Source organism: Rhizobium sophoriradicis (assembly GCF_025200795.1).
Classification (GTDB): Bacteria; Pseudomonadota; Alphaproteobacteria; order Rhizobiales; family Rhizobiaceae; genus Rhizobium; species Rhizobium sophoriradicis.
In genome coordinates this window covers 4,095,239-4,108,211 of sequence record NZ_CP104152.1, presented here as the reverse complement: position 1 = coordinate 4,108,211, position 12,973 = coordinate 4,095,239, and the positions used below count along the sequence as shown (strand labels likewise).

Genomic DNA, 12,973 nt, shown 5'->3' with positions numbered 1-12,973 from the left:
CTCACCTCGCCCGGTCGCGCGCAAGATCGGTCAGGATGCCGGCGGCCACGGTAATGCGCGCAAGATTGGGATCGCCGCTGTCGCTGAGGCTCGAAAGCTCTTCGACGATGCGGTTGATGCGGACGCGATCCTGGGCATGCCAGGCCTGGACGGGCAGCTTTTCCTTGCCGTGGTCGAACAGGGCCGAAATGACGATGTCGCGCCGGGCGCTGGCGATCTGGTCGATGCTGCGGGCGAGTGCCAGATTTTCGTAGTGGTCGGAGGTGAGGATCCGGCCACCGGCCGCAAGCAGCCGGGCGATCCGGAAGGTCTTCGACACCGCGAAATAATTTTCCGCAGCACGCACCAGCGGCTCGCCGGTGCGCTCGGCAATCTGCATGATCTCCGGCACCAGCGCGAAGCTCTGGAGGTTGGCGATCTCGGCAGCGAGCTTTTCTGGCACACCCGCCTGGACGTATTCCGCCTGTCGTGCGGCAGCATCGGCGGCTGCTTGTTCTGCAAAAGCAGGCCGCAACTTCTTAAGAGCGGCCTGCAGCCGGCTAATCACCTCGGCCATATCGGCCTTGGTCATGGCGGTCTTCAACAGCAGGCGCGTGAGAACAATAAAGCTGTGGCTGATTTCCTCGTAGATGCGGTTCTGCATCTCGCCCGATATCTTGCCGTCGAGCGCATCCGTCTCGGCCCAGAGTCGGGTGAGGTCGAAACCGTCACGCGCGACGATTGCGGCGCGCACCACTTCCGGCGCCGAAGCCGCCGTTGCATCCATCATCGCTACGATAAAGCTCGGCCCGCCGCGGTTGATCGCTTCGTTGGCTAGCACGGTCGCGATGATTTCACGCCGCAGGCGGTGGCTGGCGATATCGTCGGCGTTCGACTTCTGCATTTTGACCGGGAAATAATTCGACAGCGTCGACGCAAAATAGGGGTCGTCGGGCAGATCGCTTGCGGCGAGCGCGTCGAAGAGCACGATCTTGGCATAGGACACCAGAACGCCGATTTCCGGCCGCGTCAGCGGCTTGCCCGCCGTATAGCGTTCGGCGAGGGTCTGGTCGTCGGGCAAGGTCTCGACCTTGCGGTTCAGCTGGCCGGCGGCTTCGAGCACGCTCATGAAGCGGCCGAGCTCCAGCCCATTTGCCGTACCCTTGCGCTCCGTCAGCGAGATCGCCAGCGACTGGAGATAATTGTTGCGCAGCACGAGAGCCGCCACTTCAGCGGTCATCGACGAAAGAAGCTGATCACGTTTCGCCCGCGTCAGCCGTCCGTCATGCATCGCGGCCGCCAGCGCGATCTTGATGTTGACCTCGACGTCCGAGGTGTTGACGCCGGCCGAGTTGTCGATGGCGTCGGAATTGCAGCGCCCGCCCCTGAGGCCATAGGCAATGCGGCCCTTTTGCGTGACGCCGAGGTTGGCGCCCTCGCCGATCACCTTGGCGCGTACCTCCGCCGCGGTGATGCGGATCGGATCGTTGGCGCGGTCGCCGACCTCGGTATCGGTTTCGGAGGACGCTTTCACATAGGTGCCGATACCGCCGAACCAGAGCAGGTCGACCGGGCTTTTCAGGATCGCCGTCATGATCTCGAATGGCGTGGCCACGGCTTTGTCGATGCCGATTGCCGCGATCGCTTCCGGCGTCAGCGTCACCGATTTTGCCGCGCGGGAAATGATCATCGCACCTTTCGAAAGCATGTTTTTGTCGAAATCCTGCCAGCTCGAGCGCGGCAGGTCGAAGAGCCGCTGGCGTTCTGCCAGCGTCTTTTCCATGTCGGGATCGGGATCGATGATGATGTCGCGGTGGTCGAAGGCGGCGACCAGCCGGATCTTCGGCGACAGCAGCATGCCGTTGCCGAAGACGTCGCCCGACATGTCGCCGACGCCGGCGACGGTGAAGGGGGTCGTCTGGATGTCGATGTCCATTTCGCGGAAATGGCGTTTGACGGTTTCCCAGGCGCCGCGGGCGGTGATCCCCATCTTCTTGTGGTCGTAACCGGCCGAGCCGCCGGAGGCGAAGGCGTCGTCAAGCCAGAAGCCGGCTTCCTGCGCCAGCGCATTGGCGGTGTCGGAAAAGGTTGCCGTGCCCTTGTCGGCGGCGACGACGAAATACGGGTCGTCGCCGTCAAGCCTCACCGTATCCGTCGGCGGCACGATCTCGGCCCCGGAGATATTGTCGGTGATCGAAAGCAGGGTGCGGATATAGGTCTTGTAAGCCTCGCGGCCGGTATTGAAGATCTCGTCGCGGCTGCCGCCGAGGGGAAGCTTTTTCGGGTAGAAGCCGCCCTTGGCGCCGACCGGCACAATGACGGCGTTCTTTACCTGCTGCGCCTTGACGAGGCCGAGCACCTCGGTGCGGTAATCCTCGGCGCGGTCCGACCAGCGCAGTCCGCCGCGCGCCACCTTGCCGAAGCGCAGATGCACGCCTTCCACCTCGACGCCGTAGACGAACATCTCACGGAAGGGTTTCGGCTGCGGCAGTCCGTCGACCAAGTGCGGATCGAGCTTGAAGGCGAGCATGGATTTCGGCGAACCATCAGGGTTCTTCTGGAAATAGTTGGTCCGCAGCGTGGCGTCGACGATGTTGGCGTAGCGGCGCAGGATGCGGTCGTCGTCGAGACTTGGCACCTCGGCGAGCTCGGCCTCGATCCCCTGGTGCAGCTCGGCAAGCTTCTTCACGCGGGCCTTCTCCGGCAGCTTGGGATCGAGCGTGTCGTGGAACAGCCGGAAAATGGCGGCGGCGACGCCGGGATATTTGTCGAGCGTCGTTGCGATATAGTCCTGCGAATAGGCGATGCCGGCCTGGCGGAGGTAGCGCGCATAGGCGCGCAGCACATTGGTCTCACGGGCCGAGAGCCCCGCCGAAAGGATCAGCCGGTTGAAGCTGTCATTGTCGATCGTGCCGGCAAAGGCGGCGACGAAGGCTTCCTCGAGGGCGGCGCCATAGCGCTGCAGGTCGATGTCGCGGCCGTTGCGGGTCTCGAGCTCCATGTCATGCAGCACCACGAGTTTGGTTTGACCGTCAGCAACCGGCACTCCGATATCGAAGGTGCGTTCGCTGACGACATTGAAGCCTAGATTCTCGAGAAGCGGCACACGCCGCGACAGCGCCAGCTGGCCGCCGGCGTGGAAGATCTTCAGCGAAAGGATGCGGCTCTGGTTTTCCTGACGATGATAGAACTGGATGCGGATCGGCTCGCCGGCGGCGCAGGCACCGATATCGGCGAGGTCGGCGACGGTTTCCTCCGGGGTGAAGGAATCCTGAAAGGCCTGGTCGACTGATATTTTCGGCGCTTTCGGCCCGGCCAGCGCTTCGAAACGGTCGTCCCAGCGGGCGGTGATTTCACGGATCGTCTGCTCGAGCTTCGCCTGCGGAATGCGGGGCGTCTTGCCGCCGGAGCGGCCGATGATGAAATGCACGCGCGCCACGCCGCCTTCGGGGAAAGCCGGGTAATAAGCGGAAACACGGCCGTCATAGACGGTCTTCAGATAGGTGCCGATCCGCTCGCGCACGATCGAGTCGTATTCCTCGCGCGGCACATAGACGATCACCGAGACGAAGCGGTCGAAATGGTCGATGCGCGGCAGGACGCGCACGCGCGGCCGGTCGGCCAGATCGTTGATCTGCTCGGCAAAGCTGGCAAGCAGTGTCGTGTCAATCTGGAAAAGATCATCGCGCGGATAGGATTCCAGCGTGTTATCAAGCATGCGGCCGGAATGGCTCATCGGGTCGAAGCCGAAATGCTCCTTCACTTTTTCGATCTTGGAACGCAGCAGCGGGATTTCCGAGGCGAGCGACGTATAGGCCGTCGAGGTGAACAGGCCGACGATGCGCAGTTCGCCGGTGACATTGCCCTCGGCGTCGAAACGTTTGACGCCGACATAATCCATATAGGCGCGGCGATGGACGATCGATTTCACATTTGCCTTGGTGACGATCAGGAAATCGGGGCCGTCGAGGAAGGCGAGGATCTCAGGCGTCGTCGTCACGGCATCCTTGCCGGTACGCAGCACCCGAACATCGGGATTGGAGAGGATGCCGAGGCCCGTGCCCTTGTCGCGCTCGACCTTGGCATCGGAACCCTTGCCGGAATAAACATATTCGCGCATGCCGAGGAAGGTGAAATTCTCGTCGCGCAGCCAGTGGAGGAACGCCAGCGCCTCGGCGTGTTCGGCCTTCCTGCGGCCGGCGCCATTGGCCGAAAGCTCGGCGATTACCACGTCGAGCTTGGAAAGCATCGGCTTCCAGTCCGAGACCGACAGACGGACCTGTTCGAGCACGGTCTGGATGCGTTTGACGAGATCGGCCGCCTGGCCGGAATTCAGCGGGGCGATATGGAGCTGGATATGGCTGACGCGTGTGGCGGGATCGCTCGGCTGATCGGCGGAATAGAGCGCAGGCGCCTTGCCCTTTTCCATCACCAGGATGGGATGCACGGCCATGAAGAGATCGCGGTGGGTACTCGTCACTTCACCCATGACCGATTCATAGAGAAACGGCATATTCCGGTCGGTCACCGAAAGCACCGAGACGGCAATGCCGTCAGGGGCCACACCGCCGATGGTGTCGATACTGACGCGCGGCGTCTTGCCGTTCCAGGCGGCAAGTTCTTTTGCCGAATGCACGGCAGAAAGCGCCAGCATTTCAGGCGTGTAGCGTTCGAGATCGTCATTGCTTGCCCGGCCGAAGAGAATTTCCGGATCGAGACGGGCCTCGCCCGTCGCCTTGGCGACCTTACGCGCGCCTTCGATCTGTTTTTCCCGTTTCGGATTGTTTCTGGCAGCCATGGATCGCCTCCCGCAATGGACTGATTTTCTGCAAGCTAGCAGAAGATTCTTCGAAAAAATCTCTAAAATAGGGGCCAGCGCGATGGTTTTGACGCTTTTTTGGCGCCGGAAATGGGAAATTGTCGGAGATTTTTCCGATTTCGTAGCCAAAACACACGTCGACGGCCATCTTTTCCCTTTTTCTTTCGCCGCACATTTCCATGCGCAGATGAAGAATGGTTGACAGCGTGGCGTCAAAAAGATCATCAAACGCCATCATCATGCGGACCTTGATACCATGTCGGAAAATGCAGCGGGCGCAGTCATCGTCATCTCCAGCCATGTCGTGCGCGGCTCGGTCGGAAATCGAGCGGCGGTCTTCGCACTGGAGACGCTCGGCCATCCGGTCTGGGCGCTGCCGACCATCATCCTGCCCTGGCATCCCGGCCATGGCCATTCGACGCGGCTGACATTTGCGGAAGCCGATTTCGACGCGGCGATCGACGATTTGATTCGTGCGCCCTGGATCGGTGAAGTCCGGGCCGTGCTTTCGGGCTATTTCGGCAATGCCGCCCAGGCGCGCTCCGTCGCCCGGCTGATCGCTGCACTGCGCCAGAACAATCCCGAACTGCTCTATGTCTGCGATCCCGTGATGGGCGACCTCGGCGGCCTCTACGTGCCGGAAGCAACGGCCGAGGCCATTCGTGACGATCTCATCCCGCTCGCCTCGCTGGCGACGCCGAACCGCTACGAGCTCGCCTGGCTGTCGGGAGCAGCGCTTGACGACAACAGCGCGATCATGGAGGCGGCGCTGGCGCTCGGGCCGTCGCGTATGCTCGTCACCTCGGCGGTGCCGATGATGGCGGGTGGTACCGGCAATCTCTATCTTTCCGGCCGTCACGCGCTTCTTGCCGAGCACCGCGTCGTCGAGAACCCGCCGAACGGTCTCGGCGACCTGCTCGCCGCGGTTTTCTTGTCGCGCCTGCTATCCGGTCTTGAGGATGAAAAGGCGTTGCAGCTTGCCACCGCCAGCGTTTTCGAAGTGCTGGCGCGTGCCGTCAAGCGCGGCAGCAACGAGTTGATGCTGGCAAGCGACGCGTCAAGCCTTTCGAGGCCGATGGCGATGGTGCAGATGCGCCGGCTCGTGCATCCGGCGCAGCGGCGGAAAAAATGATGCGTCTGCCAGTGTGCTCATTTTGCGGTGCAGCAGTTGATCTTGTCTTCGGCGCGCGCTAATCCAGAAGAATGCAGCGTTTTCCAAACACCCTTCTGGACGGCTATCGCAACTTTATGAACGGGCGTTATGCCGACGCCCGCGACCGATATCGGCAGCTGGCCGAAAACGGCCAGAGCCCGAGTACGCTGGTCATTGCCTGTTCGGATTCACGCGCAGCTCCCGAGCTGATCTTCGATGCCGGCCCAGGCGAGCTTTTCGTTATCCGCAACGTCGCCAATATGGTGCCCCCCTACGAGCCGGATGGGCATTTCCATTCGACATCGGCCGCACTGGAATTTGCCGTGCAGGCGCTGAAGGTCTCGGATATCGTCGTGATGGGCCATGGCCGCTGCGGCGGCATCCGTGCAGCACTCGATCCGAACGTCGAGCCGCTGTCGCCGGGCGATTTCATCGGTCGCTGGATGTCGCTGGTCAAACCGGCAGCCGAGCAGATCCAGAGCAATGACGTGATGACGGCAGCCGAGCGGCAGACGGCGCTGGAGCGCGTTTCGATCCGCAATTCGATCGACAATCTCAGAACCTTTCCCGAGATCAAGGCGCTCGAGGAGGCAGGGAAATTGCATCTCCACGGCGCGTGGTTCGATATTTCGACCGGCGAACTCTGGGTTATGGATGCCGAGACACGCGACTTCATTCGTCCCGAGATCTAGGGACCTGCCGCTTTATCAGTTTTTTAAGAATTTCCGTTAAGCTTCTGTCAGTGGTCGCGCGACCGACGTTTTTGATGACCGTGGCGATTGGCGATGAAATTCGAGACCATCAAAAAGGTTATCCTGGCGGCCATCATGCTGCCCTTCGTCTTCATGCTCATTGAAGGCGTCGTCGTCATCCGGACTTCCCTGACGCAATACAGGAACCTCGAGAAAGACCGGCAGTTCGCCGATGTGCTTGCCCGCGGCGGGTCAATCGCCGCCACTGAGATCCTGAGTGAAATCGGTGCCACGCGCCACTATCTCGCTCATCCCAGCAGCAAGACTGCGATGGACATGCAGCGAAGCCGGGCGACGCTCGATGACGAACGCCGGGCTTTTTACGCCAGCCTGCCTTCCCGCGATGTGCTCGATGAAGAGCTCGTGGACGAATTGTCGACTCTCGGCCTCGCCTATAGCCGCATCATCGCCGCCCGAAGCGCCGTCGACCAGGGCCGTTATGCCGGCAGCGATCCCGGTTCCATCTACTGGTACGCGGCCCTCAAGCAGCTTGCCGTCGTCGATGCGCTCTCGCCGCTGATCAGCGACCCGGTGCTGCTCGAGAAATCCAACCAGCTGATGGGCATCATGCTGACCTACTATGGCGAAAGGCTGATCACCGGGATTGGCACGCGTTACCTCGACCGCGGCCCCTCCGCCAGATTTCCGGTGGAGCTGTTCGTGCAGGGAAAGGTGATGATCGGCGAGGGCATGGATCACATGGTCTTCCACTCCGAAAAGTCGATCGAGCGCGATATCGTCGGCTATCTCGGTCGCAGCAGTCAGGTGAAGGCGAATGCCATCACCGATGCGATCCTCGCCGGATCGCGGCCGACGCGCGCAGTACGTGACGTCTGGGCCGCGGCGCAGAACGAACGAATGAGTTTCCTGCAGCAGAAGATGATCGAGGCCGCCAGAGATATTCACGACACCGGCGAGAACTTTTCGACGCGTTCGCACCTGCATTTGACGCGGATTCTCGCGCTGTGTGCTGGTCTGCTCATCCTCGCCACGTTGGTGATGGTGCTTGCGGCACGGGGTCTGCGCCTGATCGACCGGCTGACGCTGGACCGCGAGGCGCTGGTGGCGGAGTTGCGCAACGCCGCCCAGACCGACCTCTTGACCGGCCTGTATAACAGGCGCGGCTTCGAGGTCGCGGCATCCGCGCTTCTGACCCAGGCCGAACACGGATCGCGCTGGATATCCGTCGTGCTGTTCGATCTCGATCATTTCAAGAGGATCAACGATATCTATGGTCATGACGCGGGCGACGCCGTGCTTCGCCATGTCGCGGGTGTCGCGCGCGAGAATTTCCGTTCTTTCGATCTGCTGGTGCGTCACGGCGGCGAGGAGTTCCTGGCGCTTCTACCCGATTCGACGCCAGACGACGCTGCAATCGTTGCAGAGCGGGTGCGGCTGGCGATCGAGATGGCGGAAATCCCGTTACCGAGCGGCGAGCTGCTCAAGGTCACGGCGAGTTTCGGATGCGCCGGCCGGGCAAACGACGGCGCAAGCCGGAACTTCGAGGATCTTGTCAAACGCGCAGATCTGGCGCTTTACGCCGCCAAGGCGTCCGGCCGCAACTGCGTCGTTTCCGGGCCGGTCGTGCCGGCTCCGCCGCAGGAGGAGCGCCGCAAGGCAGCCTCCGGCGGTGGTTTCGATGCGCGCCTATGAAAAACGCCGCATATTGCAGCGGCGTTTCGCGGGATCATTGTCTCTGAAGGCTTATCTGCCGCCGTCGATCTGCTGGCCGATATAGGCAATCGCCTGCTGATAGACGCTGGCGGCGTTCCAGCCCTGGATGGCAGCGAAATTCGGCTCTCCCGGCTGATAACCGGCGCCGGCGCGCCAGCCGTGACCCTTGAGAAAATTGGCGGTCGAGGCCAGCGCATCGGCGCGGGAGGCGACCATGTCGACACGGCCGTCGCCGTCGCCATCGGCGCCGAACCGCACGACGTTCCTCGGCAGGAACTGCGTCTGGCCGATTTCACCATGGGCGGCACCCTTTGCCTGCGGGCTCAGATAACCTTCGGAGACGAGCTGGAGCGCGGCATAGAGCTGGTCGGTGAAATATTCCGAACGACGGCAGTCATAGGCAAGGGTGGAAACAGCCGACAGCGTATGCTGATTGCCCATATAGCTGCCAAAACCGGTCTCCATGCCCCAGATGGCGATCAGCGGGCCGGCGGGAACGCCGAAGCGACGCTCAAGCGATGCAAAAAGGGCCTGGTTGGCGGCCTTCATGCTGCGGCCACGGGAGATGATGGCGGCTCCCCCGCGCTTCTGCATGAAGGCGTCGAAGGAGAGCTTGAAGCTTTTCTGGCCGCGGTCGGCGGCGATCGTCGGCTTGTTATAGTTGACATTGGCGAAGGCGCGGCTGAGCACCGATTGGCTGACGCCGTTGGCCGCTGCCGTCTGTTTGAAATCGGCAACCCAGGCATCGAAGCCGGCGCTGGTATTGCCGCATTGCGCTCCTTGCGCGAACGCCGGTACCGTATGGAGGACGCCCATTACCGCAGCGGCCGCCAGAAACAACTTTGTCATGCGCATTGAGAAACCCCGCTCTCGATCTGCATAGTTTTTAGGCGGGCAAGAGAATGCCAGTCACCCGCGATTTTGTCACGATCACCTTTTAGCGAACGCTTATACAGCTGTATTGCTTGAAAAAGCCCCGCTCACCGAGCAGGGCTTTAACATCTTATGGTTTACAAATGGTGTCAGGCGGCCTGCTTGCGCGGCTTGACCAGGCCGCGATTGACGAGCAGCTCGGCGATCTGGATCGCGTTCAGAGCCGCGCCCTTGCGCAGGTTGTCGGAGACTACCCACATATTAAGGCCGTTTTCAACCGTCGCGTCCTCGCGGATGCGCGAGATGTAGGTCGCATCTTCGCCGGCGGATTCATAGGGCGTGATGTAGCCGCCGTTCTCGCGCTTGTCGATGACGAGGCAGCCCGGCGCATCGCGCAGGATGTCGCGGGCCTGGTCGGCGGTGATCTCGTTTTCGAACTCGATGTTGACCGATTCCGAATGGCCGATGAAAACAGGTACGCGCACGGCGGTGCAGGTCACCTTGATCTTCGGATCGAGCATCTTCTTCGTCTCGGCCAGCACCTTCCACTCTTCCTTGGTATAGCCATCTTCCATGAAGCTATCGATGTGCGGGATGACGTTGAAGGCGATGCGCTTGGTGAACTTCTTGTTCTCGATCGGGTCGGCGACGAAGACGGCGCGTGTCTGGTTGAAGAGTTCGTCCATGCCGTCCTTGCCGGCGCCGGAGACGGACTGGTAGGTCGAGACGACAACGCGCTTGATCTTGGCGAAGTCATGCAGCGGCTTCAGCGCCACCACCAGCTGGGCGGTCGAGCAGTTCGGATTGGCGATGATGTTGCGCTTGGTGAACTGGCTGACGGCATCCGGGTTCACTTCCGGCACGATCAGCGGCACGTCGGCGTCGTAGCGCCAGGCCGAGGAATTGTCGATGACGACGCAGCCCTGCTGGCCGATCTTCGGGGAAAACTTCTTGGAAACCTCGCCGCCGGCCGACATCAGGCAGATGTCGGTGTCGGAGAAATCGTAGTTCTCCAGATTGGAGACCTTCAATGTCCGGTCACCATAGGACACCTCGGTGCCCTGCGAACGCGCCGAGGCGAGCGCCACGACCTCATCGGCGGGGAAGCCTCGTTCGGAGAGGATGTTGAGCATCTCCCGGCCGACATTTCCGGTCGCTCCCGCGACTGCTACTTTGAAACCCATTTCTCAAGCTCTCTTTCTCTTCTCTCCTCTTGTCCGGTGAGGGGAAAGGCGCGACGGATCGCGTCTTCCTGTCCCCAGCCGAGCCGGGGAGAGAGCGGCAGGCCAGAGACGTCAGACGGTTTTCGTCGTCGTTTTGGCCTTGGTTTTGGCAGAAACCGGAACGGCAATATCCACCCCGGCAACCCGTGCCCGGTCATTGCATCCGGCAATGGCGTGTTCGTCTCGAACCATGGAGATTCCTTTTCCGCTGTTGCTCTTAGAAGGTTTTCCACAGGAGTCAAGGTTTTTGCGCGGACGGCTGCCAGGCGGAAGGAGTGCTGTCGTAAGGACCGCCTGGGAACGGACCGTTCTGGTTCGATCCAGCCGTCTAGGTATATCCACGGACGCGCATGAGCACGCGAAGGAGGGCGTCGGGCACGATCTGAGGTGGCGTCCGCCGCAAACCGCAGCGAAATTTCCTTCCAGCGGAGCGCGCGATGCACGCGACAGAGCTCCCCCGCTGTTAGACTAAAGTCATAATCCCAAAGCATCCCTCTTTTTGATCCGCCGTTTCTGGCACACTCCCGTCAGGCGTGTCGCGGCCAGGGGTATGCTTGAGGAGAGTAGGCCGCGCGCGTTGCTCATCACTCTGTGGAGGACAGACAATGGCAAATGTCGCAAGCATCGACGGCGCGAAGGCCGGTCCGATGACGGGCGAGGAGAAGAAGGTCATCTTCGCTTCTTCGCTCGGCACCGTTTTCGAATGGTATGATTTCTATCTTTACGGCTCGCTCGCCACCTATATCGGCGCGACCTACTTCACCCAATATCCCGAGGCGACGCGCAACATCTTCACGCTACTCGCCTTTGCCGCCGGCTTCCTGGTGCGTCCCTTCGGCGCGCTGGTATTCGGCCGTCTCGGCGATCTCGTCGGCCGCAAATACACCTTCCTCGTGACGATCATGATCATGGGTCTGTCGACCTTCCTCGTCGGCATCCTGCCGGGTGCGGCCACGATCGGCATCGCAGCTCCGATCATCCTGATCGGCCTGCGCCTGCTGCAGGGATTGGCGCTTGGCGGTGAATATGGCGGTGCGGCAACCTATGTCGCCGAACATGCGCCGAACGGGCGCCGCGGCTATTTCACCTCGTGGATCCAGACGACGGCAACGCTCGGCCTGTTCCTGTCGCTGATCGTCATCATTCTGGTTCAGTCCATCATGGGTCCGGTTCAATTCGCCGCCTGGGGCTGGCGCATTCCGTTCCTGGTCTCAGTCGTCCTGCTCGGCATTTCCGTCTGGATTCGTCTGAAGATGAACGAGTCGCCCGCATTCCAGCGCATGAAGGCGGAAGGCAAAGGCTCCAAGGCGCCTCTGACCGAAGCTTTCGGCCAATGGCGCAACGCCAAGATCGCGATCATCGCGCTTCTCGGTGCCACCATGGGCCAGGCGGTCGTCTGGTACGGCGGTCAGTTCTATGCACTGTTCTTCCTGCAGAACGTGCTGAAGGTGGATCTGCAATCGGCCAACATCATGGTTGCGATCTCGCTTCTGCTTGGAACGCCGTTCTTCGTCATCTTCGGCGCGCTCTCGGACAAGATTGGCCGCAAGCCGATCATCATGGCCGGTCTTCTCATCGCCGCGGTGACCTATAATCCGCTATTCAAGGCGATGACCTGGACAGCAAACCCGGCACTTGCCGAAGCGCAGGCCTCGATCCGCGCGACGGTCACGGCCGACCCGGCGGACTGCAAGTTCCAGTTCAACCCGACGGGCACGGCGAAATTCACCAGCTCCTGCGACGTGGCGACGGCGTTCCTGACGAAGAACTCGGTGCCTTATGACGTCGTGGCAGGCCCTGCCGGGCAGCCGGCGACGGTGAAGGTTGGTAACGCGACGGTTCCGAGCTTTGACGCCGCTGCCGCCGGCGACAAGGCGAAGGGCATGACTGCCGCCTTCGAAAAGAGCGTCAACATCGCGCTTCACGATGCCGGCTATCCGCTGAAACGCGGTGTCGCCAAGGTGCCGGATGCCAAGCTCGATGCCTTCATCGCCGCCAATCCGGAACTGGCGCTCAATGCCGAAGCTATCCGCGCCGGCGCCAAGGAAACCATGCCGGCGGCCAAGCTGGTCGAAGGCAAGCTGCTGACGGCGGATGAGGCCAATGGCGTCACCGACATGGCGGTTTATACCATCGCCAATGGCGGCAATTTCGCCATGACCGCCGATCCTGCCCGCGTCAACTGGGTCGGCACGGTTGCGATCCTGTTCGTCCTCGTCCTCTATGTGACGATGGTCTACGGCCCGATCGCCGCACTTCTGGTTGAGCTCTTCCCGACCCGCATCCGCTATACCGGCATGTCGCTGCCTTATCACATCGGCAACGGCTGGTTCGGCGGCTTGCTGCCGGCAACGGCCTTCGCGATGAGCGCTGCTGCGGGCGATATCTACTACGGTCTCTGGTATCCGATCGTCTTTGCGGCGATCACCCTGGTGATCGGCCTGATCTTCCTGCCGGAAACGAAGAACAGGGATATCCACGCGATGGATTGATGACGCGC

General features: G+C 61.6%; 9 protein-coding genes. 4 read left to right on the top strand and 5 right to left on the bottom strand.

Going from position 1 to position 12,973, the window contains the following annotated elements; all coding sequences use genetic code 11:
* Position 1 precedes the first annotated feature (1 nt).
* A complete protein-coding gene (locus N2597_RS20080) occupies positions 2-4,777 on the bottom strand; it encodes an NAD-glutamate dehydrogenase (RefSeq protein ID WP_183597895.1) in 4,776 nt (1,591 codons plus the stop codon).
* Positions 4,725-5,039 (bottom strand): hypothetical protein, encoded by a 315-nt coding sequence (locus N2597_RS20075; protein WP_225881421.1) that lies wholly within the window; start codon positions 5,037-5,039, stop codon positions 4,725-4,727. Before N2597_RS20075 ends, N2597_RS20080 begins: the two co-directional genes overlap by 53 nt.
* A gap of 15 nt (positions 5,040-5,054) precedes the next feature.
* On the opposite strand from N2597_RS20075, the gene pdxY reads away from it, so the two are divergent.
* The 3 genes from pdxY (at position 5,055) to N2597_RS20060 (ending at position 8,356) form a co-directional block, all read left to right on the top strand.
* Positions 5,055-5,930, top strand: a complete 876-nt coding sequence (gene pdxY, locus N2597_RS20070) for a pyridoxal kinase PdxY (RefSeq protein WP_183597893.1) — start codon at positions 5,055-5,057, stop codon at positions 5,928-5,930.
* Between the two features lie 71 nt (positions 5,931-6,001).
* The gene (locus N2597_RS20065) at positions 6,002-6,643 is read left to right on the top strand and encodes a carbonic anhydrase (RefSeq protein WP_183597891.1); all 642 of its coding nucleotides are present in this window, start codon (positions 6,002-6,004) and stop codon (positions 6,641-6,643) included.
* 93 nt (positions 6,644-6,736) lie between these two features.
* Positions 6,737-8,356, top strand: a complete 1,620-nt coding sequence (locus tag N2597_RS20060) for a GGDEF domain-containing protein (protein WP_077992406.1) — start codon at positions 6,737-6,739, stop codon at positions 8,354-8,356.
* Positions 8,357-8,407: 51 nt separating this feature from the next.
* On the opposite strand, the gene N2597_RS20055 is transcribed toward N2597_RS20060, so the two are convergent.
* From N2597_RS20055 to N2597_RS20045, 3 genes are all read right to left on the bottom strand, one after another.
* Entirely contained in the window at positions 8,408-9,232 is an 825-nt protein-coding gene (locus tag N2597_RS20055) for a lytic murein transglycosylase (protein ID WP_038692068.1), read from the bottom strand.
* 167 nt (positions 9,233-9,399) lie between these two features.
* Positions 9,400-10,434, bottom strand: a complete 1,035-nt coding sequence (locus N2597_RS20050; RefSeq protein ID WP_038692066.1) for an aspartate-semialdehyde dehydrogenase — start codon at positions 10,432-10,434, stop codon at positions 9,400-9,402.
* Positions 10,435-10,545: 111 nt separating this feature from the next.
* Positions 10,546-10,797 (bottom strand): hypothetical protein, encoded by a 252-nt coding sequence (locus N2597_RS20045; RefSeq protein ID WP_210281914.1) that lies wholly within the window; start codon positions 10,795-10,797, stop codon positions 10,546-10,548.
* Between the two features lie 281 nt (positions 10,798-11,078).
* On the opposite strand from N2597_RS20045, the gene N2597_RS20040 reads away from it, so the two are divergent.
* Positions 11,079-12,965: an MFS transporter gene (locus N2597_RS20040; RefSeq protein WP_077992405.1), complete on the top strand. Its 1,887-nt coding sequence runs from the start codon at positions 11,079-11,081 to the stop codon at positions 12,963-12,965.
* Positions 12,966-12,973: the final 8 nt, after the last annotated feature.

What these genes read in the sequence shown, in the direction of transcription:
- N2597_RS20050 (WP_038692066.1), bottom strand. Translation starts at nt 10,434, where the DNA reads ATGGGTTTCAAAGTAGCAGTCGCGGGAGCGACCGGAAATGTCGGCCGG.
- N2597_RS20080 (WP_183597895.1), bottom strand. Translation starts at nt 4,777, where the DNA reads ATGGCTGCCAGAAACAATCCGAAACGGGAAAAACAGATCGAAGGCGCG.
- pdxY (WP_183597893.1), top strand. Translation starts at nt 5,055, where the DNA reads ATGTCGGAAAATGCAGCGGGCGCAGTCATCGTCATCTCCAGCCATGTC.
- N2597_RS20075 (WP_225881421.1), bottom strand. Translation starts at nt 5,039, where the DNA reads ATGATGATGGCGTTTGATGATCTTTTTGACGCCACGCTGTCAACCATT.
- N2597_RS20055 (WP_038692068.1), bottom strand. Translation starts at nt 9,232, where the DNA reads ATGCGCATGACAAAGTTGTTTCTGGCGGCCGCTGCGGTAATGGGCGTC.
- N2597_RS20060 (WP_077992406.1), top strand. Translation starts at nt 6,737, where the DNA reads ATGAAATTCGAGACCATCAAAAAGGTTATCCTGGCGGCCATCATGCTG.
- N2597_RS20040 (WP_077992405.1), top strand. Translation starts at nt 11,079, where the DNA reads ATGGCAAATGTCGCAAGCATCGACGGCGCGAAGGCCGGTCCGATGACG.
- N2597_RS20065 (WP_183597891.1), top strand. Translation starts at nt 6,002, where the DNA reads ATGCAGCGTTTTCCAAACACCCTTCTGGACGGCTATCGCAACTTTATG.